The organism is Nostoc sp. DedSLP04 (assembly GCF_034530775.1).
Lineage (GTDB): Bacteria > Cyanobacteriota > Cyanobacteriia > Cyanobacteriales > Nostocaceae > Nostoc.
Window position 1 is genome coordinate 123,978 of the sequence record NZ_JAVRCL010000008.1, and the last position, 25,006, is coordinate 148,983.

At 40.8% G+C, this 25,006-nt stretch carries 22 protein-coding genes; 8 read left to right on the forward strand and 14 right to left on the reverse strand.

Features of this window, described 5'->3' with window-relative positions:
• Positions 1-89 precede the first annotated feature (89 nt).
• The 3 genes from RMX89_RS07300 to RMX89_RS07310 all read right to left on the reverse strand — a co-directional run bounded on the left by RMX89_RS07300 (position 90) and on the right by RMX89_RS07310 (position 4,039).
• Positions 90-1,850 carry a tetratricopeptide repeat protein gene (locus RMX89_RS07300; protein ID WP_322688440.1) on the reverse strand — a complete coding sequence of 587 codons (1,761 nt, stop codon included), beginning with the start codon at positions 1,848-1,850 and terminating at the stop codon, positions 90-92.
• Positions 1,840-3,132, reverse strand: a complete 1,293-nt coding sequence (locus RMX89_RS07305; RefSeq protein ID WP_322688441.1) for an ATP-binding protein — start codon at positions 3,130-3,132, stop codon at positions 1,840-1,842. The genes RMX89_RS07300 and RMX89_RS07305 overlap by 11 nt, the downstream gene beginning before the upstream one ends.
• A 682-nt stretch (positions 3,133-3,814) precedes the next feature.
• Positions 3,815-4,039 carry a hypothetical protein gene (locus RMX89_RS07310; RefSeq protein ID WP_322688442.1) on the reverse strand — a complete coding sequence of 75 codons (225 nt, stop codon included), beginning with the start codon at positions 4,037-4,039 and terminating at the stop codon, positions 3,815-3,817.
• A gap of 176 nt (positions 4,040-4,215) precedes the next feature.
• On the opposite strand from RMX89_RS07310, the gene RMX89_RS07315 reads away from it, so the two are divergent.
• The 3 genes from RMX89_RS07315 (at position 4,216) to RMX89_RS07320 (ending at position 5,237) form a co-directional block, all read left to right on the forward strand.
• Positions 4,216-4,584: a hypothetical protein gene (locus RMX89_RS07315; protein WP_322688443.1), complete on the forward strand. Its 369-nt coding sequence runs from the start codon at positions 4,216-4,218 to the stop codon at positions 4,582-4,584.
• 270 nt (positions 4,585-4,854) lie between these two features.
• The gene (locus RMX89_RS34455; RefSeq protein WP_416211968.1) at positions 4,855-5,016 is read left to right on the forward strand and encodes a DUF6888 family protein; all 162 of its coding nucleotides are present in this window, start codon (positions 4,855-4,857) and stop codon (positions 5,014-5,016) included.
• An 8-nt stretch (positions 5,017-5,024) separates the two neighbouring features.
• A complete protein-coding gene (locus tag RMX89_RS07320; protein WP_416211969.1) occupies positions 5,025-5,237 on the forward strand; it encodes a DUF6887 family protein in 213 nt (70 codons plus the stop codon).
• A 188-nt stretch (positions 5,238-5,425) separates the two neighbouring features.
• Here RMX89_RS07320 and RMX89_RS07325 read toward each other — a convergent pair whose 3' ends face one another.
• Positions 5,426-7,504, reverse strand: coding sequence for an SUMF1/EgtB/PvdO family nonheme iron enzyme (locus tag RMX89_RS07325; RefSeq protein WP_322688445.1), 2,079 nt, complete (start codon positions 7,502-7,504; stop codon positions 5,426-5,428).
• 4 nt (positions 7,505-7,508) lie between these two features.
• Complete coding sequence (locus tag RMX89_RS07330) at positions 7,509-7,901, reverse strand: hypothetical protein (protein ID WP_322688446.1); 393 nt, start codon at positions 7,899-7,901, stop codon at positions 7,509-7,511.
• Positions 7,902-8,174: 273 nt separating this feature from the next.
• Between RMX89_RS07330 and RMX89_RS34460 the strand changes: the two genes are divergently transcribed.
• Positions 8,175-8,276 (forward strand): hypothetical protein, encoded by a 102-nt coding sequence (locus RMX89_RS34460; RefSeq protein ID WP_416211971.1) that lies wholly within the window; start codon positions 8,175-8,177, stop codon positions 8,274-8,276.
• Positions 8,277-8,463: 187 nt separating this feature from the next.
• Here RMX89_RS34460 and RMX89_RS07335 read toward each other — a convergent pair whose 3' ends face one another.
• From RMX89_RS07335 to RMX89_RS07345, 3 genes are all read right to left on the reverse strand, one after another.
• Complete coding sequence (locus RMX89_RS07335; RefSeq protein ID WP_322688447.1) at positions 8,464-8,727, reverse strand: type II toxin-antitoxin system RelE/ParE family toxin; 264 nt, start codon at positions 8,725-8,727, stop codon at positions 8,464-8,466.
• Positions 8,720-8,998 carry a hypothetical protein gene (locus RMX89_RS07340; protein ID WP_322688448.1) on the reverse strand — a complete coding sequence of 93 codons (279 nt, stop codon included), beginning with the start codon at positions 8,996-8,998 and terminating at the stop codon, positions 8,720-8,722. The genes RMX89_RS07335 and RMX89_RS07340 overlap by 8 nt, the downstream gene beginning before the upstream one ends.
• A 134-nt stretch (positions 8,999-9,132) precedes the next feature.
• A complete protein-coding gene (locus tag RMX89_RS07345; RefSeq protein WP_322688449.1) occupies positions 9,133-10,647 on the reverse strand; it encodes a phenylacetate--CoA ligase family protein in 1,515 nt (504 codons plus the stop codon).
• Positions 10,648-10,816: 169 nt separating this feature from the next.
• On the opposite strand from RMX89_RS07345, the gene RMX89_RS07350 reads away from it, so the two are divergent.
• Both RMX89_RS07350 and RMX89_RS07355 read left to right on the forward strand, forming a co-directional pair.
• A complete protein-coding gene (locus RMX89_RS07350) occupies positions 10,817-12,517 on the forward strand; it encodes a serine/threonine-protein kinase (protein ID WP_322688450.1) in 1,701 nt (566 codons plus the stop codon).
• 64 nt (positions 12,518-12,581) lie between these two features.
• Positions 12,582-14,759 (forward strand): serine/threonine-protein kinase, encoded by a 2,178-nt coding sequence (locus RMX89_RS07355; protein ID WP_322688451.1) that lies wholly within the window; start codon positions 12,582-12,584, stop codon positions 14,757-14,759.
• A 212-nt stretch (positions 14,760-14,971) separates the two neighbouring features.
• Here RMX89_RS07355 and RMX89_RS07360 read toward each other — a convergent pair whose 3' ends face one another.
• The 3 genes from RMX89_RS07360 to RMX89_RS07370 form a co-directional block, all read right to left on the reverse strand.
• Entirely contained in the window at positions 14,972-15,850 is an 879-nt protein-coding gene (locus RMX89_RS07360) for a TauD/TfdA family dioxygenase (RefSeq protein WP_322688452.1), read from the reverse strand.
• Positions 15,851-15,976: 126 nt separating this feature from the next.
• Complete coding sequence (locus tag RMX89_RS07365; protein ID WP_322688453.1) at positions 15,977-16,594, reverse strand: NUDIX hydrolase; 618 nt, start codon at positions 16,592-16,594, stop codon at positions 15,977-15,979.
• A gap of 165 nt (positions 16,595-16,759) precedes the next feature.
• The gene (locus tag RMX89_RS07370) at positions 16,760-17,962 is read right to left on the reverse strand and encodes a phosphoglycerate kinase (protein ID WP_322688454.1); all 1,203 of its coding nucleotides are present in this window, start codon (positions 17,960-17,962) and stop codon (positions 16,760-16,762) included.
• A gap of 89 nt (positions 17,963-18,051) precedes the next feature.
• Here RMX89_RS07370 and RMX89_RS07375 point away from each other — a divergent pair, with 89 nt between their 5' ends.
• Positions 18,052-18,462, forward strand: coding sequence for a universal stress protein (locus tag RMX89_RS07375; RefSeq protein ID WP_322670366.1), 411 nt, complete (start codon positions 18,052-18,054; stop codon positions 18,460-18,462).
• A 170-nt stretch (positions 18,463-18,632) separates the two neighbouring features.
• Here the strand turns inward: RMX89_RS07375 and RMX89_RS07380 are convergent, their stop codons facing one another.
• The 3 genes from RMX89_RS07380 to RMX89_RS07390 all read right to left on the reverse strand — a co-directional run bounded on the left by RMX89_RS07380 (position 18,633) and on the right by RMX89_RS07390 (position 23,829).
• Positions 18,633-21,167, reverse strand: a complete 2,535-nt coding sequence (locus tag RMX89_RS07380; protein ID WP_322688455.1) for a type II CAAX prenyl endopeptidase Rce1 family protein — start codon at positions 21,165-21,167, stop codon at positions 18,633-18,635.
• A 285-nt stretch (positions 21,168-21,452) separates the two neighbouring features.
• Positions 21,453-22,163, reverse strand: coding sequence for a GDYXXLXY domain-containing protein (locus RMX89_RS07385; protein WP_322670216.1), 711 nt, complete (start codon positions 22,161-22,163; stop codon positions 21,453-21,455).
• Between the two features lie 247 nt (positions 22,164-22,410).
• Positions 22,411-23,829, reverse strand: coding sequence for a DUF2157 domain-containing protein (locus RMX89_RS07390; RefSeq protein WP_322688456.1), 1,419 nt, complete (start codon positions 23,827-23,829; stop codon positions 22,411-22,413).
• Between the two features lie 192 nt (positions 23,830-24,021).
• Here RMX89_RS07390 and RMX89_RS07395 point away from each other — a divergent pair, with 192 nt between their 5' ends.
• On the forward strand, positions 24,022-24,987 hold the full coding sequence (locus RMX89_RS07395; RefSeq protein ID WP_322688457.1) for an RsmB/NOP family class I SAM-dependent RNA methyltransferase: 966 nt from the start codon (positions 24,022-24,024) through the stop codon (positions 24,985-24,987).
• Positions 24,988-25,006: the final 19 nt, after the last annotated feature.

Here is a 25,006-nt window from a genome sequence, read left to right on the forward strand (position 1 = left end):
AATTGCCTACCTTAGCTTATATATTGCGAACATTTTTAGTCATTGTTATTAGGTTTTTCATCACAGATCGTTTCAATCGCTACTTCCTTTTAATTATTCTGCATTGCTGCGGCAAGCTTATCTAAATTTTGACGAACAGTAACACTACGGTGATGATTTACACCCCAGACTCGTTCACAAATATCTAAAGCTTGCAAATAAAGCGGTTCTGCTTCACAGTAACGTCCAGTTGCACGATAAATTTCTGCCAGATTATTGAGACTTTCGGCAACATTGGGATGATTTTCTCCCAATAGGTGCTTATCAAGTTCTAAGGCTTTTATACATAAGGGTTCCGCTTCATTGTAACGTCCCTGTTCTCTGTACATATAACCCAGAGCATAGATCGTATCTGCTAATAGCGGATGCGCTTTTTGTAATACACGCTGCTTGAGTTCTAATGATTCTAAAAATAAAGATTCCGCTTCACTGTAGCGTCCTTGAGCGCGGTATATTAAACCTAAATTGTGCAAATCTGTGGCAACATCAGGATTTTCTTCTCCCAAAAATCGCTTATCTAATTCTATTGCTTGTTGCGACAAAGGTTCGGCTTCACTGTAACGTCCTTGATGATAATAAAGTAGCGCTAAATTATTTAGTATCAGAGCAAAAGAAAGATGATTTTCACCCAGCAGACGTTTTTCGAGTTCTAATGATTGCAAATACAGAGGTTCTGCTTCGTCATAACGTCCTTGTTCATCATATAGTAATGCCAAATTGTTCAGACTGGCAGCAACATCGGCATGGTTTTCTCCTAACAATCCTTTCCTCAGTTCTAAAGCTTGTTGATATAAAAGTTCTGCTTTACTATATTGTCCAGTAGATTTGTAAAGTCCTGCCAAATTATTCAGGCTAGTAGCAAAAGCAGGATGATTTTCTCCTAACAGGCGTTTTCTCAGTTCTAAAGCTTGTTTATATAAGGGTTCGGCTTCACTGTAGTTTCCCGTTGCACGATATATTCCTGCTAAATTGTTGAGACTATTAGCTAAATCTATCTGCAAACCTAATTCATTTTGTAACTCACTCGCTTTCCGCAAATATTTAATTGCTAATTCCTGTTCTTCTTGATAGTTTTGAGATTCACCCCGATCTAATCTGCTGTGGTAAATATCGCCCAATCTTGAGTATAAAGTAGCCAAGGTGGGGTCTTTAGCTCCCCGTTCTTGTTCTACTTTCTCAATTAACCTTTGTAAATCTTGAATGGGTAAGAAAAAGCGATTTGTTTCATTAGTATCTGTACTAGCTAATTCTGTGTCTCGAAAAACAAAGCGGATATTTTCTAATTCTTTACCAGGAATAGCATTTGTTTTTTGAGATTCAAACCGAAATACACCGTTGCGCCAACTCCAAAAATCAGGAGCTTTTTTAATTAAGTTGACTAAAATTTGGTTAGTTACCCAAAGCACGATCGCAAATGGAAATTCGCGCAATCCTTCCCTTGTCCACTGTAAGTAACCAAACAATTTCTCCTGTTCCGATTGCTCATTTCCCAATCTGAGAAAATACAATTGTTCAGCACCCGTCACAGTGATTACCGCCGGATTCTGCTGACGGAGATATTCTTCTTGTTGTACCAGTTGGTTAATAGCAGCTTTGAGACTAGGTTCTTGACGTGCTAGAGTTACTCGATATACACCGAAGGCAGGTTGTAGTTCAGCTTCATATTGAGCAATAATCCGATCGCGAAAGCTAGCATCATCGCAAACTGCAATCAGTAAGTTTAATCCCCGCTTTTGAGCTTCAATAGAAACAATTAAATCATCATACGCATCTTGATTTTCTCCTTCATCAAATAATTCCTCATTTAACATTAATGGCTCCCTGTCTTCTCAAGCTTTCGATAATAATTGGATGAACATCATACCAAGTTTCATCAGTGCGATATTCTAGAACATACAGCCCGTGTAACAAATCTAAAAACTCTGCTTGTTTGGGGTCGTTGGGCATAAATTGTTCATAAACGCTCTGTAAAATATCGATATCAGTTTTTCCTAAGCGTATCGAAAAATCATTGCGAATTTTATTGATTGCTTGCAGAAGAATTTTATCATCAATAATAACTTCGGCTGAGGGGTTTCGCCGGATAGTTCGCAAACATATCCGACAACATTCTTTAGAAATCCGAATTAATTCTCGCAATACGCCACCACTGTAAATCACAATTTTTTCAGCAGTTTCTACCGCGATTAATTCACTGGGAATCCGCTTTTGTAAAACTTCACCGAGAATCTTTGTTGCTTCCCGGCGAGGTTGGGCATTCGGTAAGCGATTTTTACCTTTATCAAATATTTTTAATACAGGCATTGCCACAACTTGATCGTTGGTTTCAGTGGCAATTATTGTACTAATAAATGTTTCTCGAAGGACTGCGATCGGGATAGTGTAGATAATTTGAAAGTTAGGTTGACAAAGAGCTTTAATGTTATCTCGATAAATTTCGTTAACTCTGCCTAAATCCAGTTTATCTAAATCATCAATAATTACTAAAACGTTTTGTTTAGTTGCAGCTTGAATTAAAGCAGCGATTTCGTTAATTCTCGCAACTAAATCTGATAACTTGCGTTCAAATTCTTGCTTAATTTCATCCCGAACACTTGCATCGGCTTTTAATTTCGAGCTAATCAACTTTAAAAGGTCAAAACCTATACTTACTTCTGCTTGCAAATTGGATTCTTCAGTACGAGTGCGGGTAGCGAACCACTTATAAAGAGCTTCTTTAGTAGATTGCGGAATATCAACTTTGCGGGCTTCTGCCTCTGTCATTAAATTAACTGCGATCGCAAACAGTATATTAATATGATTAACTGCCGACATTTCAATTTTGTCAGCAATAGAAAATAGAACTACAAAATATTTATCTTGAATTTGTCGGCTAAACTCAGCTAACAAAGTAGACTTACCACATCCTCGATGTCCTGTAAAGACTATTTTGCCATCTCCATTAGGACTATCTTCTACTAATTGGTTCAGGTCTGCAATCAAATCATCACCATATTCGACTCGAAATCTTTCCATTTCGTTCCGTTCCATTAACGGAAACAGTTCGAGATTGCTGTATGCTTCTTGAAAGGAGTTTAATAAGTCTTGAGACATTGGATAGTGCTGTTAACGTGCTAACTATTCATATAATGGCTCATGATTTTTGCAGCACAAGTTTAGGTCATGTCTAGGATAGAGTATGCCTACATAACTTCTCAAATTCAGTTAATAAATAACTACTAAGTGAGTGGTATGTTATGTCTGAAAAAGAGATGCCCTAATTCCCACATTTCAACCTATCAATGAGTAACAGAGGTTAATAATCAATCAGACTGAATGATAGATTATACATTCGATAATTCAGACTGAATGATAGATTATACAGATAATATCCTAAAAGCTACTTAACATATAAATAAAATAAAATTTTCAGTTATAAAAATAAATTTTTAGTGTGCTTAGTCTCATCCCCCTCTAGCCGAAATGGCTACGGCGTATACACAAGTCTGAAATAGCTGATTACCCCACCCTAACCCTCCCCTTATAAAGGGGAGGGAACTAGATTTCTTTTCTTGTTTCCCCCCTTTACAAGGGGGGATTAAGGGGGGTAATTCGACTTGTGTATACAGCGTAGCCCCAAAAGATGGAGAGGCTTTGATTCTTGCTCCCCTTCCCTGCAAACTGGGGGTTAAGTTTAAAAGAAAGTTGCACGCGGCGCTAAAAAGCATTATTTTAATTCCGCCTTGCGGTAATAGTCGCAACCCCACGGATAAATCTGTGGAGTTGTTCTGTTGAACTAATTAAGCGTTATGGAATTATTTAAACAATCTTTCATCAAACCAGCTTTTGCGACTTCAAAATCAGCTTTTGCGACATCAAAACCAGCTTTTGTGACATCAAAACCTGCTTTTGCGACTTCAAAACTAGCTTTTGTGACATCAAAACCTGCTTTTGTGACTTTAAAACCTGCTTTTGTGACTTCAAAACCTGCTTGTGCGACTTCAAAACCTGCTTTTCTCAACGAATTTCAGCAAATATACCCGCATCTATCTAGTTAGCTAATGCCATCCATGCTTTTATAATTCTGTAACTTCACTGTGGCTAGTGCATCCGCTTATTGCGTATTTTGATGATATATAAATAACTCAGTGTATAACATCCGGGTTATTTATAAATTAATCGAAACAGGAAAACTATATGACGCAACGCAAACGAAACTCCATGTCGCTGACTAAAGCTGAACGACGGATTGAAGGAATGCAGACAATTAACCCTGAGTTAGACTTTAGTAATGGGTTTTCAATAGCTACTTACAACACTAAAGTAGTTGAGTTAAGAGAGAAGCTAGCCGCTTATAATCAAGCACAAGCAGTAGTAAATAAGACACACAACGCATTGATAGAAGCAGAACGAGAGTTGAATACTTATTCTGAGCAAATGCTGTTAAACGTTGCATCTCACTATGGCAAAAATAGTGATGAATATGAGATGGCTGGTGGAACGCGCAGGTCAGACCGCAAGAAACCACGCCCAGTAGTAAACCAAACAGTGGCATCTGTGAAGTGATTGTTTGGACTCGCCGTTTCTTTAGATAAGGGTGCGTTGACCTTTGTGATAACGCACCATTAAATAATTCGTAATTCGTAATTCGTAATGGGCTACGCCCCGCTACGCTAACGTAATTCGTAATTAAGTTTTATGACGGGGATTTAGATTCGATATTTGATGGCGAGATTGAAAAACACTGCCTTATCAATTTACAACATAGATGGTTTGATATTTTCCCCTTACCTGCTATTCTGATTCCAAGCTATGGGGTTATGAGGTATACAAATCTTGCCAACTGCTGAACAAGGCATCAGGTGTGTCATACTATGTCAATCTTTGACCAATACATTCACTCCTATTTACATTATCCGCCTCAATGAACAAACAGATAATGTGTTTATTTTGGCAGGATATAACATAGAGATAGAAATCTATCGCAATGGTCTTTAGAGGTTCTTGTGATTGAGCCAGACTTTAGCAGCATGAGCAAAACCGAGTTAAGAGCCTTCGTCATTGCTCACCCCGACAACAAAGCAGCGTTTCGTGCTTTTGTTGACCGCTTTACATCTGAAGCGTCTCCAGAGACTTTTGACATCCCAAAATCGAATGCTGAGATTGAAGAAGTTGAAATTTTGATTAGACAAAAATTAGAACAATTAAAAATGATCTAGATTTTAGAAGTTTCTTTTAAATGTCGCATAATTAATTGAGTCGAACAACTGTTCGGTTTTGCAACCTACCAAGCTATCCGACTCGGTTTTATATTCGGAGGTTGTCGCCTTCCTCGCTGGTTCAGGTCTTGACTCCCTGGTGTACGCTTGATAAATTCCCATTTACCAACTCTGACAATGGGGAGTACTCACGCCACAGCCACCGCCACCACGCGAAAACCAACACTGTTGATCCGATTCGTACTCGCGTACCTTACGCGAAAGGCTGACTCGCAAAACCTGGCATCACCGTTCCAACCACCGCCACGCAGGAGCTTTATATTATTATCTTTACCAGTTAGCCACGCACTACCATCTTTTGGCGCACCCTGGTAATTGTCATTGTATACATCTTTACACCATTCGTATACATTACCATGCATATCGTATAAACCGAAAGAGTTTGGTGGAAATATTCCTACATCTGTTGTTTGTTGACGATATTCACCTTTTGGTGAGCCGGAAGGATAGTTACCGTTGTAGTTAACTAAATCTGTGGTAATCGTTTTACCAAAATAAAATGGAGTCTTGGTTCGAGCACGACAAGCATATTCCCATTCGGCTTCACTGGGTAGCCAATAGGTTTTTCCTGTCTTTTGGCTCAATTTTTTACAAAATTCTACTGCATCATCCCAACTCACCTGTTCTACAGGTCGTTTTTCACCGTGGAAGTAGGAAGGATTATTACTCATAATTGCTTGATACTGCGCCTGGGTGATTTCATATTTACCCATGAAGAACCCAGATATTTTTACCTGATGCTGTGGACTTTCATCTTTCTCTATGTCTCCTTTTGCTTCAGGTAAACCCATCATAAAGGTTCCCCCTGGTATCTGTACCATTTCCAGGGTGATACCATTCCCGAAGTTTTCAACAAAGTGTTTTGGTTCCTCTTTTCTTTCTGGTATAGTTGTTATTTCTGGTGCTCTTTCTGGTATAGTTGTTATTTTTAGGGCATCTGTTGGTTCACCTGTAGTTGCTGGTGTAGGTCTTATATTAGTTTCTCCTGAATCAGATGGCCAAAAACGTGGTACCGCAATTGTCAAACCCAACCCAGCAACTGCAAACCCAGCAGTTTGAATTACACGTCGTCGTGAGCAGTTAGGTAATATTATTTTTTTTGATGGCGAAGCAGCTGTTGAAGGTGTTGAAATAGTAGATGTTGCAAATTGTCCCGCACTAGAAGTCTGAGTATTAGTAACAGGGGATGGTGAAGTTGGCTTAGAAGATGGAATTTGAGGAGGTTTACTTATAGGTGTATTTGTGACTGACTTAGATGCTTGTGGAATTGTTTGCTGAGGTAAATCAGGAATTGCAGAACTATTTCGCAACCGTTCAATTCTTTGTAAACTTCTCACCGCCTCCATATCTTGCCCTGAAGCCGCAGCTAATACCCGAATCCATAATTGCTCTGCTAAATCTAAATTCCTGTTTACTTCTGCTTGGTAAGCATCATTTTTCAACGTGGCAATATCCGCTAGGGTTGCGTATCGTGGCACAAGTATTAGGTGGGATTTATTCACAGGTTCAGCAATCACATAAGGCGTTTGCCTTGTATTCTTATGCTGGCGAACCAGTTCAGGCACGCGAAACTTAAGATATTGCTCCAATCGTTCAACAGTAGCGCATTTACCTTGAATTCCTAACCCTTCTAGTAATGCAGAGGTAAAAGCACCTTGTTGTAAAACCTCAATTTCATAAGAATACTCCTGGGGAATACAGGAAAATATGCTGATAACTCCTTGTTGACGTGCTTCTTCTGCGGTTTGTCGCCCAATTCCTTCACCTGTTTTTTTACCTTCATTGCGACAAGCATCCAAAATCAAGACAACATTATCAGCACCGCAGCGACGCAGGCGTTCAGTGACAAAGTTAATCGCAATTGCCGTGTTTTCAATATCCTCTGGATCGCCATCACAGGGCATGAGATAATCACGGTCAGCGTATCTTATCCCATGACCACTGAAGAAAAACCAGAAATTATCTCCTGCTCCCATAAAGGGATTCTCAAATAACTGACGCAAGATTCGCAACAAGTTAGTGCGAGTTGGGCGAGTCGATTTTCCAGCAACATTAGGGGAATCATCCGAGAAGAAGAATATCCGCTCAAAACCGGCTTCATTACCCAGAAACTCCTGCATTAACTGTGCATCTCGCTTGGCATAGTTTAGCGGTTGCAGATAATCATACTGGTTAATTCCGATCGCGATCGCCCAATTTTTTGCCATCTCACTATGGTTCTTGGCGCTTGAACTTCAGCTTAATTGCTCCTTTAGTCCCAGCTTTTGCACCATTGCCAATTAATTTAACTTCTCCATCTGCACTAATTTCTACCGACAACTCAATTTCATCTAGCTGCATCTTGGAGTTGACTTTTGCTTGCTGTTGGGCTTGACTAAACAAATTCCCCACAACTTTGAGAAAGTGAGTCATATTTTGCTCTAATGTTTGAGCGCTAACCTTAACCGCATCTCCTACGCCTTTGCTAGCAATACTTTCCCTGATAGTTTCGTCTCCCCAACCGCGTGTATTACCACTCCCGCCTTTAGCACCATCAGGAATTGCTATTTGCGGCGTTTCATCGGTAACAATCCAAATGCCGTCGTCTTGAGGTGTTTCTGACATATTACTTTAAATATTTAGATGAAATTTTCCCATAAATACAGATACAAGGGTAGAGATAGCGATTCCGATTATTAAGAAATTTCAGTAACCCTGAAATTTCACTGAATATCTTGGATATTGTACCAAATACCATAGAGATGCCGAAATGTTTTACAGTCAGCTTCTTTTTGCGTCATTGAGATACTTCAAAACCAGCTTTACCCATTAGCAGTTAATAATTTAAAAGAATGCATCAATCAGAAAGAAGAAGACGGTTCTCAATTTATACGTAGAATATATTGCTACGAAGTTATTTGGAAGTGCGCCCAAAGTATGCTCTACCTAGCTTTTTATCAAGCTTGGCATCAACAAGAGAAAGTGAAAGATGGAGAGTAGGAAAAAAATACTTCCTCCAGCCAAAACATAAGCGAAATGTAGAAGCAGCAATCCCTTGCAAAGATGAGATTCATCCCATCTCGTAAGCGTCTCGTAAATCTATCACGTCCGATCTTTCCGCAATCTAGGGAATGCGATCGCCCCTAGTAAAACAGATATTGTAAACAGAATGGAAATGCGATCGCCTTTATGGTTCATATACATCACTGCAATGAGCGATCGCCACAACAAGTACCTGCACAACTTCATCGTCTATAGAATAAATGACTCTGTAATCCCCGATTCGGTAGCGATAGTAACCTGCATAATCTCCCTTCAGGGCTTTAATGTTGGGGTGCGATCGAGGAGTTTGTTCTAGCTGCTGCAAACATCGGGCAATTTTCTTAGCAAGGGCTTTGTCAGCATTGACATAAACTTCCTGGACATCGGGATGAAGAATAACTTCATACATCAGAGCGAAGAGTTCTCCAGGGGGCGTATTGGGCTTTAGGCGTTACTTGATTTTGCTTAACTCGCTCTAACAATCCAGGAATTGCCAAAAGTTCTTGGGTTGCAGCTTCGCTTTCAGCATTTGCCAAATAAGCAGCAAAATCAGTCAGCACTTGTAATCGTTCTGGAGATAGTTGCTGGAGTAAGTCATTAAGCTGTTGCTGTAACTCTGCAACAGAAATTAAATCTGCTGATGATCCATCATCCATCGGAGAATTATGGGTAGTATTCATTGCCTACTTCAGAATTTTCAGGTTTAGTTTTTATTATGCCGCAATCATGGAGATGATAGAAGCAACTAGCTTTTATGCTTCACTTTTAACCTCAGTCCCCTGCTATAATTGAAAACTATTTATTGTTGCATTTTCTATTGACGGGTATAACGATGTTTCACCCCAATGGGGAAATATTCAAAATCACCCATTGGCGCTAATGTAACCTGTGGTGTTTGATATTCTGCCGGAACATAATTAGCAAACTCGCTATTTAGACGTAACAATTGTGAAAGAATCGAAGATGCGATCGCAAGTCTTTGAGCTTCACTACCCTCTACCCCTACTGCTAATTCCACAACTACAGATAAAAATCGGTTTTTATCAGCATCTTCTTTCACCTGCAACACGAATTTACCCGTCACCCATTCTTGAATTCCTGGTTGTTCTAATCCTACCGTCACATTTTCGGGATAGATATTTGCACCAAAGTAAGAAACTGTAAAGTTGGAACGTCCAAAGACATAAACAAAAGGTAGCTGATGAATACCTCTTGGTGATTGTTGACTGTCAGAACGCAAATTTTCAAGTGGATTAAATCCCCATTCTGCTAAAAATTGCAGCATTGCATCATAACTAATTATCCCGCCAGTATCCAATATGTCATAACGCACTAAGGGAATACCGTTATCTCCCGAAAACAGCAATCCACCATCGTGAGCTTCAAAAAAGCGAGTGAAAGGATCGTATTGTACTAGTGTGGGTAAACGCGATTCTCCAAACAAAGCTCTCGCTGCATCGGGATTTTCTGCTAAAAAACGGCGAATACAGATACTTAACGGTGTTTCATTACCCAAAACTCCCGCATCCGCGGTGCCGTAAAGTGATGCAAAATCATAACAAGGATTTCGCGAACCAACTCTTTGGGCAACCAAACTCCGCCATTCTTCACTAAATACTTCTCCCGCCATCACTAATTTAACCTGATATTGCTGCCACTCCACACCACGAGCGATACCAGTATCAATCACATCTTTTAAAAATGGCGGGTATCCCAATAACACCACTTGCTCAAAACCTGAACCAAGTTCTTGGACAACTCGCAAGATTTCTTCTTTATTATTACCAGGAGTAATTACAGTGATGGGATAACCTTTGCTAGCAAGATAACGGCAGCAATTAGTGGTAAACATCCCACCTACCCAAGTGCCTAAAGTGAAACAAATCACTGCTAGGGTACGTCTGGTATCTGCATAGAAACTATCGTGAAAAATCTGTTCAAAACGTGTGGCGATTTGGAGTTCATCTGTGAAAAAACGAGGCCAAAATGTCGGTTTACCAGTAGAACCTGATGAAGCAGCTATCATGTCGCATTCTTGGAGTTGTCCGTTACGGCACAAGTCAGCTAGTGGATAACGCAGTATATAATTTTGTTTAGCGATCGCTGGTAGTTTTTGAAACTCCTCTAAGGTTTGAATAGTCGCGGGATTAATTTCCCTTTCTGCTAAAAACGCCTTGTAGGCTGGTACATTCGCCGCCACATCGTGAAATAAGCTCAAAGCTGCCGAAGTTGGAGTGTTGAGATGCCTTTGCAGTAGAGTTTCTAGGGGGGTAGACAAAAAATCTTCAAATGCTTTAATTACTTGCTGATGTCTTGATTTGCCGTTCATGACACTTGCTTATTTATCCTGAAGTAGAACCAACACCGTTTAAAATAATTCGTAATTCGTAATACTCGCCTTCATGCGAGAAGCAAGCTACGTAATTCGTAGAATATCCGAAAATGAGGGTATGTGCGTTGTAGTCATTAAATAAAACCTTAATTTATCCTTCAGCACCATGCAGCTCTATTGCAGTAAACAACACACAAATAATGGTAGTAACCGCTTTTGCACCCATTGTGGCGAACCATTACCTCTTGCTGTGGGACAGGTTGTGGATAATCGTTATCAAATTATCCGTCATCTAGGACAGGGCGGCTTTGGACGCACCTATTTGGCGGAAGATATCAATAAATCTCATCAAACCTGTGTGCTGAAGGAATTTGCACCCCAAGTACAAGAAAATCAAGATTTACAAAAAGCTAAAGAGTTATTTGAGAGAGAAGCAAATGTCCTGAAAAAACTCCAGCATCCACAGATTCCGCGTTTTCACGCCTCGCTACAAGTGAAGATAGGCACTAAAGATTTTTTCTTTTTAGTGCAAGATTATGTGGATGGTGATAACTACTACCAGTTATTAGAACAGCGTGAAAGTCAAGGAAAAACCTTTAGTGAAGAGGAAGTAATCATCCTCCTGCAACAAATTTTACCTGTACTATCCTACATCCACTCACGAGATGTAATTCACCGTGATATCTCTCCCGATAATCTCATCTGGCGGCGTTCTGATAATCTACCAGTGCTAATTGATTTTGGTGGCGTCAAGCAATTGCCAGCTTATCAAGGTTTTTGGCGTACCAAGTTGGCAGAAAATAATACTTTGCTGGGTAAAAAAGGTTACGCTCCAGAAGAACAGCTACGGCAGGGAAAGGCATTTTTTAGTAGCGACCTATACTCTTTAGCGGTAACATCACTGGTGTTACTCACAGGTCAAGAACCGCAGAAACTATACGACAGCTATCAGGGAATTTGGAGGTGGGGAAAAGAAATTCGAGTTAGTCCCCAACTGGAAACAGTGTTAAAAAAGATGTTGGCTTATCGACCGAGCGATCGCTACCAACGAGCCGAGCAAATCCTCAGAGATTTACCATCGCCAACTGCAACTAAATCTTCAGGCAATTATATTACCACCAAAATCAAGACGATGGTAGTTGCTCCAGGAAGACAACGCGCCAGTGCTGTTGTAAGTCGATTCCAGAGGCAAACACAAGCAATTGTGAAACCGGCATCTTTCCCTGTTTGGATTCGCCCTTTTGTGATGAGTTTAGGGGGAACGGCTTTAGTTGTCTTAACTGGCGCAGGTGCTTGGGCGGTAGTAAATGCAGTGATTAAGAGTGTAACTTCAATTACTATCCCATCAATTTCATTACCGCAAATCCCCCAGTTTCCCAATCCCAGCGGTAAACCAGCAGGCGACAAAGGAAAAAATAGCGATCTCCAGAAACTTATCAATCGTCGTCAAGAGCTAGAAATTACTGAAGGATTTTTTATTCGCACAGTAGATGATTTATTTTATACAAAAAAACCTGAATTAAAGGGACGTAGCCTGACATCTAAACCTGAAGATGCTGGTTTACGAGATGAATGGTCTGATATTGCCGATAATTTATTAGATAAACTAGAACAGGCTGACCTCAGTACAGCAGCTCGTCGGAAATTAGGTAACTATAGTCAAAAAGATTACGATACATTGAGACAACAAGCGCGATCGGGGCAGTTTGGCAACTATACAATCGATCAGTTGACCAAAGAAACCAATGAAAAATTCGATCGCTTGTTTCCCGATCAGCAGCGTAAGAAACTCAATCAACAGACTTTTGGTCAAATTTGGTATGCGATCGCAGCCGATCGAGTCAGTAAAGTACAATCTGGCAAATAAAGCGACTGGGGATTGGGAACTGGGGAAGAGTAACAAATGACAAATGACAAATGACAAATAACAAATGACAAAAATATATTGTTCTAAAGGACATGAAAATTCCCCAGGTAGTCGCTTTTGTCTCCAGTGTGGCGAAAATTTGTTGGATATGCCTATGAGTTATAGTATCCAACCAGGAATGACTTTAGGCGATCGCTATGCGATCGTGCGTCAAATTGGCCAAGGTGGCTTTGGACGCACTTATTTAGCTGAAGATATCAACCGTTTCCGCGAACTTTGTGTTTTAAAAGAATTTTCCCCCCAAGTTCAAACCGCTTACGTTGTCCAAAAAGCTGAAGAACTGTTTGAGAGAGAAGCAAGTGTTCTTTATAAACTGCAACATCCTCAAATTCCCCGTTTCCGAGAACTGCTGCGGCTGAATTTAGGGGGCAAAGAATATCTATTTTTGGTGCAAGATTATGTAGAAGGGGAAACTTACAATTCTTTGTTAAATGCCCGGATACAACAGGGTTTGCGCTTTACAGAAGTAGAAATACGCCAATTATTCCAGCAAATTTTGCCAGTGTTGGAATACATTCACTCACTAGGAGTAATTCATCGAGATATTTCCCCAGATAATTTAATGCTTCGGACTGTTGACAAACTGCCAGTTTTAATTGATTTTGGCGGTGTCAAACAAGTAGTAGCAACCGTAGCTTCCGAATATTACCAACCCGGTATGGTTGCACCTCCGCCAGCACCAACCTTATTAGGTAAAATCGGATTTGCGCCCCCAGAACAAATGCAAACAGGGTTAGTATCTCCCCACAGCGACTTGTATGCTTTAGCAGCAACAATGTTGGTTTTACTGACAGGGAAACAACCCCAAGAATTAATTGATACCTATACTCTCAGTTGGCAATGGCGACGGGAAGTTAATCTGAGTCAAGATTTGGCACAGGTATTAGATAAAATGCTATCTGCTAGACCCAGCGATCGCTATCAATCAGCCCGTCAAGTACTCCAAGCCCTCAACTCACCCCCAGCGAATTATCCGCCAACTCAATATCCCACTCCACCACAACCCACAGCCGCCACCGTCGCCGTCTCTCCACCTCCCCCAGCTTCCCCAACCCCTCCATATCCTTCATATCCCTCATCTTCTCCCTCTTCCTCCTGGTGGACACCAACAAAAACCTTCATTGTGGCAGCGCTAGTAGTTGGGAGTGTGGGATTAATTTGGTGGGGATTGAATGGCAGACGAGATGTCGGGCAAGTCGATCCTAATCCTACAGCCAGCCCCATTCCAACCAGCGAACAACCAACCGATCCTCTAGCGCAATATTCGCCAGCAGAACGAGAACGCAAAGAAAGATTAAGCGATCGCCGTCAACAGTTGGGTATTGACTCTAACTTCTACGTGAACTTGGTGAATCAAGTTTTTTGGGACAGAAATCCCAGTTTACGGGGACGTACTCTCAGCAATGGCCCTGAAGATGAGAGTTTGCGCGCAGAGTGGGATAAAACAGCTTCGGAATTACTAGAAAAGCTTACACCACTGAGTAATAATGCCCGCCAAAAACTAGGAACTTACACAACTGCTGAACGCGATCGCTGGAAAGTCGAAGTCAACAAAATCAATGTTGGTAGCCGTTCTTTGTATGATTTGGGAGATAATGCATTCTTAAGTGTATTTCCTGAGCAACGCGGTAAAAGTTTCCAAGGTCAGCCCATTGGACAAGTTTGGTATGGATTTGTTAGCGATCGACTCAGTGCAATCCTTGACGGTAGCGCTTTCCAGAAACTTGTCTTCGATCCTGGGGCTACTGGCAAAACAGTCAATGGTACTCTCCAATCTGGTGGTGGGAAAGTATTCATTGCTGGACTTGCCAAAAACCAATCTCTAGACTTGAAGCTAGAAGCAAATTCCCAAGTCTTGTTATCAGTCTATTCACCCTCTGGCAAAATTCGATTTTTAGAAGATTCTACTAAGCGTAGTTTGTCAACTAAATTACCAGAAAATGGATTTTATGAGTTTGTTGTAGTTTCCACAGCAACGAAACCAGTAGATTATCAACTCACTATTACAGCCGAAAATCCCACAGTTCCCCCATCACCAACACCCACGCCAACGCCCACGGAAACATCCACACCTATACCAACACCCACGCCAACGCCGACACCTACGCAAACACCCACGCCTACAGAAACCTCCACACCTGAACCTACACCAATACCAACTCCTGAGACAACGCCCTCGTAGGCTGTCAAGTTTAAATTGATAGTAAGCAAGTTCGTAGTAAGGACTTTAGTCCTTAATTTTCTAAGCACTAAAGTGCTTACTACAAACTTTTCATTACTAGTACAAACGGCGTAAATAAACCACCTATTCCAAATCAATGAAACGCTTACGCTGTATTCATTTTGAATTTTGAATTTTGAATTTTGAATTCCGCCTTGCGGTAGTAGTATCTTTCAATCTGTTTGCACTACACCTAAACGCAACGCAATTCGCTGGTGTTTGGTTGGATCGTAAGGTCTACCTCTGTGCATCACTTGTGAGTTGTCCCAAAAAAGAATATCTCCTGGCTGCCAAACATGAGAGTAGACTGGCGTACAGTCTAGAACAGTCCTAAACAAATCCTCCCAGAAACGTTTTGCTTCTTCTGGTCGATCTTCCATACCAACTGCGATCGCAGTGTCCGAACCTAAATATAATCCCTTTTTACCAGTGACTTTGTGAGTGGACACAATGGGATGCAGTTTCTTTGGTATATCAGTATCTGCATTGGGTTTTTTAGAAAACATTGGTGGCGAGTGATACATCGACATCTGCTCTAACTGCTGCTGATATTGAGGATCTAGGTTATTGTAAGCTTCTACCATATCGAGGAACTCAGTAGTGTGAGGTTGCCCATCTACACCTTCCGGCACTTGTATCCCATAAAGCATCACAACATATAGTGCGTTCATATCCAGTCCCTCTGTACTGGGGAGACCATCTTTATCATGATGCCATTGCCATGCATATTTCCCGGCTGGATCGGCAACCGGCCCTTTAGGATTGCCCAATATATAGACATATTGGCTTTGTAAGTCTGGGCTAATCTCAGGATCTAATGTTTTCGGAGGGCCGCCAAACATAAAATCGCCAAAGGTCTGCTTGGCAAATTCTTTTAATTGTTCTGCGGTAAGCTGTTGCTGTCTAACTACTACAACGCCATGTTTCCAAAGTGATTCTTTTAATTCACGCGACTCTATTTCTGTGAGGCAGTTAAGATTGCAACCGTGCAGAACTTCAATTCCGAGTCTTGAATGGTACTGGATTGGCTGTTGTTGAGTAAGTTGAGTCATTGCTATGCATTTATTTTGGTAGCAAACTATCGGATAAAACTATATAGTTAATTAGTGTAGATAGGAAATTTCTGTAGTATCTTATCTAAAAAAGTTGCCCAAGTATATTAAATATTGAAAAGGCTACTAATCAAAGTCTGTCGGTAAATTTGGTTGGCGATAATGTTGAAAAAGTCGATTGATTTGTGCTGGTGTCACACGTCCGAGAGAAAGTTCTGGTAACGCGCCTTCAGGAAAAAAACCTACTTCTTCAGTTTCAATACTTGATGATGGAGAACCACCAATAAGTTCACAGTGAAAAAACAACTTGTAGATATAAAACGGTAATGGTGGATGTCCCTGTTTGTTTCTGTCATAGACTGCTAAAAGTTTGATAGCGCGTGCTTGATATCCCGATTCTTCATATACTTCTTTCACAACTGCCTCACTGGCAGACTCGCCAACATCAGCCCATCCACCAGGTAAAGTCCAGCAGCCGTCTACTCGTTCCTTGACTAACAATATAGTATCGTCACGAAAAATAGCTGCCCGCACGTCAACTTTAGGAGTTGCATATCCGAGTTCACGGCTAAATAAATCGAGGACATAGCTGTGTTCTACATTTGAGTAATTCGCCATGATTTCCGTGGCGATCGCTCGTAATTGTTGGTAACGTTCGATATCAAAAGGGTTTTCAGAATAGGTTAGACCATTTTGAGCGATCGCTTGTAAATTTTGCGCCCATTCCAGCCATTTAGGTTGCATATATTTTTCTCATGTTGAGGATTGGGCATTGGGCATTGGGCATGGGGCATTGGGCATTGGGCATGGGGCATGGGGCATGGGGTATTGGGAAGGGACAAGGAAGAAACTTGTTCAATATTTCTCCCTTATCCCCCTAGTCCCCAGTCCCCAGTCCCCAGTCCCTACTTAAGCATCATCTAAAGCTGCAATTCCAGGCAACACTTTGCCTTCAAGTAACTCCAAACTAGCGCCCCCGCCGGTGGAGATGTGGCTCATTTGGTCGGCTAAACCAACCTTTTCCACAGCCGCTACCGAGTCACCACCGCCGATAATGGTAGTTGTGCCAGTTTTACCGATTTCGGCGAGGGTATGAGCGATCGCTTCCGTACCTGCGGCAAACTTATCAAACTCAAACACACCCATCGGCCCGTTCCAAATTACCGTTTTGGTATCTGCAAGGGCATCTTGGAAAACTTTTACTGAGTCTGGCCCAATATCCAAACCCATACCATCATCGGGGATGTTCTCAATGCTGACGGTTGTCGCATTAGCATCAGGAGCAAACTTATCTGCTGATACGATATCCGTGGGTAACAAGAAGGTAACGCCCCGTTCTTTAGCTTTAGCTTCCAAAGACTTCGCTAGTTCTAGCTTGTCCTCTTCTACCAATGACTTGCCAACACTCAAACCACGGGCTTTGTAGAAGGTGAAAATCATCCCACCACCGATGATTAGCTTGTCGCACTTCTCCAGCAGTGTTTCAATCACACCAATTTTACTGGAAACTTTGGAACCGCCAATAATTGCCGCCAAAGGACGTTGGGGATTTTCAATGGCGTTTTGCAGATATTCCAATTCCTTCTCAACTAAATATCCAGCTACGGAAGGACTGAGGAATTTTGTCACACCTTCAGTAGAAGCATGGGCGCGGTGTGCAGTACCAAAAGCATCATTTACATAAAAATCAGCATTAGCTGCCAATTTTTTGGCAAATTCTGGCTCGTTTTTCTCTTCTTCTGGGTAAAAACGGACATTTTCGAGTAACAGCACTTGGCCATTTTGCAACGCGCTAACTTTAGCTGCGACTTCATCACCAATGGAATCATCAGTTTTAACGACTTCTTGCCCCAGTAATTCAGACAGACGCTTGGCAACGGGAGTTAGGCGTAATTTGTCATCTACACCCTTGGGACGGCCAAAATGACTTGCGAGAATGACTTTAGCACCCTTCTGCGTCAAATCTTGGATGGTTGGTAGAGCGGCGCGAATGCGAGTATCGTCGGTAATGTTGCCTTGATCGTCTACAGGCACATTAAAGTCAACCCGCACCAAGGCACGTTTCCCAGAGATATCAGCCGAAGATAAACTTGCTAAACTTTTTTTGGACACACCAAACTCTCCTGATTGCCTTTTTGTTATTGTTTTGAAAGTAGAACCATCAAGATTTTACCGGAGTCAGGGGTACCCAAGTGACAGATATATTTAAGACGGTATTATTTCCTATCGATCAAAGCCGGGAAACGCGGGAAGCTGCTGATGTTGTTACCAACGTAGTCAAAAAATACAGCAGTCGCTTGGTACTGCTGTCTGTGGTAGAAGAAGCGCCTCCAGACGCACCTAGCGCTGACGATCCAATGGTGTCGCCAGAGGTAGTTGCGAAACTACTGGAAAATGCCCAATCTTTATTTTCTGGGCAAGGAATTCAATCTGAAACCTTGGAAAGGAAAGGCAAACCAGCTTTTACGATCTGCGATGTCGCTGATGAAATTGGGGCAGATTTAATTATCATGGGCTGTCGGGGGCTAGGTTTGACTGAAGAGGGAGCGGATGATAGCGTTACCACTCGCGTGATTAACCTTTCTCCTTGCCCAGTGTTGATTGTGCCTTAGCAGTGTGTTGCCGAATACTAGTTGTAGTGCGATCGCTAATAAAAAGTTCTGCGGTTGTTGTAAAAAGGGGGCTGAGGAAGGTTGTCCTAGATTTAGTAATGCTAAATAAAGGCATCAAGTTTTAGCCTTAAGCAAGCATTATTGATTCCTACCTCCTGCCCCCTGCCTCCTTAAACCTTAGCATTTTGAATTTTTTGATTATCTAATTTTCTGATTCCTCCAAAAACAATTAACCAAACTACTACTACAATCCAGTGAATTAAAACGATCGCAAATAAAGATCCTGTGAGGGTATATGCAACAGTACAGATAATTCCCAAAAATGCTGCTAAAACAAGAAAAACACGATCAAAAAATGTAGTAATTCCAGCTTTAAAAAATGTTTTAGTATTCAAGGGATGATACAAAATAAATAATAATAAACTCACTATTGCCCACAAAGACCATTGGAACCAACTGGTAATTTTGCTAGGATGAGGAAGCAAAAAAACGCGAAAAAAGAGTTCTTCCACAATTGCAGGTAAAAATAAGCAACGTAATATTAGCAAGCATTTATTAGTCCAATTTGCAGACCATAGTTCTATCTGTAAAAATCCAAATTTACAACCATAAGGTAGAGCAAGAATACTATAAATTATTAACAGTACAACAATAACTAACCAATCTTTAAACCTCGGAACTACTAAGGACGCTAAAGTGCGATTTAAAAGAATTGAAAGTGGTGAAATATTGGTAAAAGGAATCTTAATTTGTCCTAAAAGTGCTGTTGGGGCAATGGGTGTAATATTAGATTCCCAACCACCAACTTGATTAGTTCGCAATACTTGCATAGTTGCGCCATGTTTTAAAAATATTGCGGCTAGGTCGTCGTGTGCAAGTCTTGGCATTATTGTTCGCCATGTTGTCAAACCAGCCCAAATACTACGATCTTGAAATGGTTCCGTCGTTTTTCCTCTACCCGTACCTGCAAGTATACCTGCTTGACTTTGCCAATCAGCGCGAACTATACCCAAGGGTGCTAATTGTTGTTCCAAAGATTGACCTAATTCAACTAGCTGCTGAAAGCGTAATGTTTGCGGGTGATTGGGGTTGGCGCGTATCCAAGTTTGAATTTGAGGAGTTGTAGTAACTTGGTTTTTAATTGCTAATATCGCAGCATAAAGTGCTTGGCTTGAGTCTTGGACGCATGAGGTAGCAGGTGATACCATTGCGCCACCAGTTCCATCACCAACTCGATAACGTGCCATTGTTATCTGTAATTGTTGCTGAAATTGTTTTAAAGGCGAAAGTTTAACACCATCAAAATCATAATCCTGCGTTACAGGGTCGAATTCGATCAGAATATCTGATACTGGACGTGTTGCTAGCCAACCACGTTGTAAATTACCCATATAATCAGCCCATGTATGCATTCCGGCAATAATTCCATCGGGGTTATGGGCATAAATTTGGTGGTATTTAGTCTCAAAGCGTAATTCGTTAGTAAACTCGTCACGGACAACTTCTGCAATTCCAAAAGCAAAATGTCCGGTGATAGTATAAGGTACTCCTAATGGTTCAGCTTTACGTCCGCCAATTCCACCAAATAGGTGTAGGACAATAGCCTTATTGCCTTCTTGCCATTTTGATATAGATTGATTATGTGAATTTTGTATTTCTACAGGCTTTAATAATACAGTATTGAATTTACCTTTATTTTTCTCAGTATTTTGCCAATTTACATCTTGGATGTAATTTAGCCCTAATTCCTTACCAGTAATAATTTGACGGGGTTGAATTTGCAACAGAGAACGAGGTGCAAGTGCGCGTACCGTAAATACGCCCTTTGCATCGGCAGCACCATAAATATACCACCCATCTTCACCCGCAGGCGATCGCTCGATTTGCTGCGAACTTGAAGGAGCAAAATTTCGCGAATCTATTACTTGTTGGGGAATGCGAATAGTTTCTTCAATCCCATTAAATTGATTTGCATTAGGATTATAATGTTGTACTAAAAAATAATCGTTAAACTGCTTTTGATTTGAAAATAAACTAGTTTTATATTGAGATTCAATCGGTTTAATTATTTTTACCAACCCATAAAATCTACCAGTTGCCAAAACAGGTTCGTGTTCAATTTGCAAAATAGATTTTTCTTGATTTGCATCAATGATTGTAGTTGAATCTAAAACAACAATTGTTTCATCATCAGGATTTGCACCAGCCAAAGAGCGTAAAATCCCTACCTGACGAACTCCATTTAGTCGAAAAGGATGAATATTTCCTTGTTTTTGGCTTTTAATCACTTCAGGAGTGAAATTTATATCTCGCGTTACAACTCGTTCTAAAGCCAGCAAATTTTTATTCTTTTTCCACTCCAAACGTACAATTTGACCAACCAAATTTTGTGCTGTAGGTGGTGCATATTGTACTTCCATCCATACCCAATCTAAACCATCTTGTAATTGCTGTTTTGTTGGTAAAATTAACCTTCCTACCCAATCGCCAATAGGTTTATAAAGGTTTGTAGATGGAATTTGGGCAATGGGATAAAAAGCAGATTGATTAAAGTTTTGTTGAATATGGATTGCGTAATTACTTTTTTGTACTAACTGAGGTTGGGTTGGGGAGAGTTGGCACAACGCAATTACTGCAATGAACACTAGCAGTAAAAATTTCGTAAATCGTAACCTTGCTTTTCGACTTAATCCCCGGAAAATCATATATTATCAGCAAGTTTTATTTGCTGATAATCTTACTATAAATACACAATTTTGACTTTTTGCTCTAATTTAGGGCTATTTCATTCTAAATGTAGGCGATATATAAGACATCTGGTGAAATTAAATATGCTTTATCTAGAATCTTTGTAGAGACGTAGTAATGCTACGTCTCTATATTCTTTTTCAGCAAATATCTAATGACAAACAGAAAATTCTGAGCGTGGAAAATCAGCGCTTAGAACTTTAGAGACAAAGCTTGCATATTTACACGCTTTGCCTAACAGCTTAAAAACGATAGTTGCGATCGCGCACCCACATACTAACTGGCACTGCCTTTCCTTGTGGATCTACTTTCGCCTTGACCACAATGGGTGGTACTTGTCCTCTGCGGGCGCGTTGGGCTTGTAAGTCGTTGCGAATCTGCTGCCGTTGGTTTTCTGGGATGTAATATGTTTCCAAGCCGTAGTTAACAGAACCATCCTGATAAACACCTTTTAAGGCTGCCTGATTGGCTCTAAGAGTTGTGGGGCGATCGCTACTTACTCGTAACGGTCTCCAAGCCCTAGGAACACCGCGACCAGAAGATAATTGCTCTTGCAAAGTCACGTAAATATTGGTTCCTTCAGGCAATCTTCTGCCACTTCCACGACCTCTGCTGACTAATGTTTGCCAACCAGGTAGTCTGCTCAAATTTGAGGTACGGGATATGTTGTAGTCTAAGGCTAAGGTGTTACCTTCTAGCACATTGTTAGGATCTACAGGTACGGTTTGCAAAATCACCGTCTTACCTGTGACATCTGTATAAACCGCTTGGGCTGGTACTGCCATAATTAGCCCTGTTTGCAGCGCCAGGGGAGCTAGTAACCGCCAAAAAGGTAAGGGCTTATTCGATTTTTGTTCAGTAGCAATCAAGTAATCCCGAAAAGTCACCTTATTGGAAAATTCGGCTTCGGGAGACAAGGGTTTATTTTTAGATTCAGAAGAAGTATTACTCATGAGCGTAGTCCTAAAAAGCAGAGGTCTTGAGGGGTTAAAAGTAACGAGATTAGGACTGACGCAGAGAAAGTTTAAAAATTTTGACGCACAGAGATTTTTAGTTAGGAGTTAGGAGTTAAGAGTTAGGAGTTTAGAGTTAGGAATCATTCAATTTTAGATTTAGTGAACTTTTCCTGAATTCTGACTCCTGTTAGCGGATAGCTAAGGTTTAGCCCATTCTGACTCCTGAATTCTTTCATCTTTTGCCCTACTTTTTACTTGTAGAGCTACCACCAGGTAGGCGGCGTTCAAACCAAAGTCCAGCGCTAATTAAAGCAGAACCGCACAGGATATAAACTAGCGACTTAAAAAGTAAGTCGGTGTCGTACTCCTGCACGCGACTGATAATTTGCAGTGTTACTAACAGCATACCGCCCCAAAAGGAACTTCTGTTGCTTAATTTCAATCCTTCTTGAATTAGTCCCCAGGCTAATGTTGCAAGAAGTACATTGAAAATAAAAATGCCAAGTTCATCAATGCGGCTAATAGTTTGATGCCAAAAAGGTACGATTGCAATAAAGACAAGAAATGTACTAATGACAGCAGTTGTGAAAATCACTTCGCGGCGCGGAGGATTATTTCTTTGGCGCAGTAGAAACAACCATTGCAATACCGCCAAGCCGCTGAGAATCCCCAAATCGATAATCGGCAGAGACTCAAATAAGTTTGTCAAATTCGTTGGCTGATTATAACTATAATTTGGAGATTCCCAGACCCAACGAAAAGACAGAACGTAAAAGACAACGCCGAAGCTTACTAACGCTAAATTACGGGCTAGATATTGAAACAACCTGTAATTTATGGTTGGAAACAGTAAATCATCATAACTCCAGAATAATGCAGGTGGGAGTGCAAAAGCAAAAGATGCCACCCAAGGGGCTATATCAGCATAATTTAGCAGTGGCAGTGGATTAAGGTTAGCTTGTAAGGAACTAGCAAAAACAAAGGCTGCTAGACCAAAAATCCAACGCGATCGACAGAAGTATGCTAAAGGTACAAATACCAGCCATGCCAACAAAGGCAGATGCTGCACTACTAGCCGCGACCAAGTTAACTCTCCTGTTGCGTACCATAAGTCTTCTAGTCCAGTCCAATAGCCGATTTCTACGAGGACAATTGATAGAATTCCTAAAGAATTTAAGGACAAACTGAAGGCCATGACTACAACACCGAATCCCCAAGCGAGAAACAGTTGGGAAGCTGAACCGACAATATTGAACATCTGGGCCATCAGCAGTAAATTTGCACCGAAGATGAAGGCGCTTAAAATTAGCAACCCTTCTCCTAGTAGGCGTTTGCTTCGTTCTGGCTTCTTTCCTTCAGGTGGCCTCCAGTTGTAAAATCCAGCGATCGCGATCGCAAAAAACAAACTCATCATCAGAATAATTTTGACTTCTCGCGATCCTCCCTGCCAGTTTCCTGATACAAAGGTAATTATGCCTAAGCATAAAAGGATGCTACCGATAGCGATCGCTATTGCTTTATTGCGATCGCGTGCAGCAGCTTCCAGGTTTTTAAATTGATAACGTTCTGCTATCTGCTCATACTGCGAAGAACTAATTAATCCTTCATCCCTCCATAATTGTGCTTGTTTGCGTAATTTTTCCTGAAAACTATCTAAAAACATGACCTTCTCCGGTGCAGTGGGGTAGCTTGGCCATTGCGTTCCCAATGGCGGTCATTATATTTTGAGTATGAAGCCAAAAGCCTTAATTACATTGTTCTTGTGTAACAGTTTGATTTTGATTTAGATACAACGGACTAATTCGTAATTCGTAATTCGTAATTCGTAATTCGTAATTTATAATTTATAATATTGATGGAAAAACCTTCTAATTTATTACTTAAAGTTTCGCGGCGTTTGTTCGCTAATCTAGATGAACAAGAAAAATTTATTGAGGCTTTAATGAATCCTCAGCCTTTTTCACCTAGTATTCTTTGGTGTCAAGAAAAGCCAGATATTTCACCTTTGACAGTGCAAACACCAACAGCTTGGCAACCACAATTTATAGACCGCTTATCTCTGGGAGAAAAACCTGGTAAGCATCCCTTGCATGAAAAAGGATATTTCTATTGTTTAGATTTTTCTTCGGTGTTTGCAGCTAGTACTTTGTTAGCTATTCCTGAGTCAGTGCGTTTAGTTTTTGATATGTGTGCCGCACCAGGAGGTAAAAGTATCTTCGCTTGGAGAGCTTTAAAACCTGAATTGCTCATCAGTAATGAAGTAATTGGTAAACGTCTGGGAATGCTAATTTCTAATTTGAAGCGTTGCCAGGTTAGCCCTAGCGCGGTGGTTAATCGAGATTCGAGCATATTTGCTGAAATGTTTCCCGGCTCTAGCAATCTAGTCATCGTAGATGCTCCGTGTACTGGACAATCTTTACTTGCCAAAGGTGAAAAAGCACCCGGATGTTTTCACCCAAATGCTATTAACAAGAGTGCAAATCGGCAAAAGCGCATTATAGCTAACTCCGCTAAAATTGTTTCACCGCAAGGCTATCTGGCTTATATGACTTGCACATATTCGCCGGAAGAAAATGAGCAAGTTTGTGAATGGTTTTTAGAACGGTTTCCCTCTTTTAAAGCAATAGAAATTAGTAATTTAGCTAAATATCAATCGCATTTAACGACGATGCCTTGTTATCGGATATTTCCTCAAGATAGGTTAGGTGCTGGTGCATTTACAGTCCTGTTTAAAAATACTAATGAAGATGAAGATGAGCCTAAAGAAGCGGATTTAAATACAATATCTTCTCTATATATCTACCAAAATTTGAAAAATTAAAATTATATTATGTCCGTAT

Excerpts from the sequence above, each read along its gene's own strand:
- RMX89_RS07345 (WP_322688449.1), bottom strand. The coding sequence starts at position 10,647 with ATGAACGGCAAATCAAGACATCAGCAAGTAATTAAAGCATTTGAAGAT.
- RMX89_RS07360 (WP_322688452.1), bottom strand. The coding sequence starts at position 15,850 with ATGACTCAACTTACTCAACAACAGCCAATCCAGTACCATTCAAGACTC.
- RMX89_RS07325 (WP_322688445.1), bottom strand. The coding sequence starts at position 7,504 with ATGGCAAAAAATTGGGCGATCGCGATCGGAATTAACCAGTATGATTAT.
- RMX89_RS07395 (WP_322688457.1), top strand. The coding sequence starts at position 24,022 with ATGGAAAAACCTTCTAATTTATTACTTAAAGTTTCGCGGCGTTTGTTC.
- RMX89_RS07350 (WP_322688450.1), top strand. The coding sequence starts at position 10,817 with ATGCAGCTCTATTGCAGTAAACAACACACAAATAATGGTAGTAACCGC.
- RMX89_RS07300 (WP_322688440.1), bottom strand. The coding sequence starts at position 1,850 with ATGTTAAATGAGGAATTATTTGATGAAGGAGAAAATCAAGATGCGTAT.
- RMX89_RS07385 (WP_322670216.1), bottom strand. The coding sequence starts at position 22,163 with ATGAGTAATACTTCTTCTGAATCTAAAAATAAACCCTTGTCTCCCGAA.
- RMX89_RS07330 (WP_322688446.1), bottom strand. The coding sequence starts at position 7,901 with ATGTCAGAAACACCTCAAGACGACGGCATTTGGATTGTTACCGATGAA.
- RMX89_RS07380 (WP_322688455.1), bottom strand. The coding sequence starts at position 21,167 with ATGATTTTCCGGGGATTAAGTCGAAAAGCAAGGTTACGATTTACGAAA.
- RMX89_RS07355 (WP_322688451.1), top strand. The coding sequence starts at position 12,582 with ATGACAAAAATATATTGTTCTAAAGGACATGAAAATTCCCCAGGTAGT.
- RMX89_RS07335 (WP_322688447.1), bottom strand. The coding sequence starts at position 8,727 with ATGTATGAAGTTATTCTTCATCCCGATGTCCAGGAAGTTTATGTCAAT.
- RMX89_RS07365 (WP_322688453.1), bottom strand. The coding sequence starts at position 16,594 with ATGCAACCTAAATGGCTGGAATGGGCGCAAAATTTACAAGCGATCGCT.
- RMX89_RS07305 (WP_322688441.1), bottom strand. The coding sequence starts at position 3,132 with ATGTCTCAAGACTTATTAAACTCCTTTCAAGAAGCATACAGCAATCTC.
- RMX89_RS07315 (WP_322688443.1), top strand. The coding sequence starts at position 4,216 with ATGACGCAACGCAAACGAAACTCCATGTCGCTGACTAAAGCTGAACGA.
- RMX89_RS07390 (WP_322688456.1), bottom strand. The coding sequence starts at position 23,829 with ATGTTTTTAGATAGTTTTCAGGAAAAATTACGCAAACAAGCACAATTA.
- RMX89_RS07340 (WP_322688448.1), bottom strand. The coding sequence starts at position 8,998 with ATGAATACTACCCATAATTCTCCGATGGATGATGGATCATCAGCAGAT.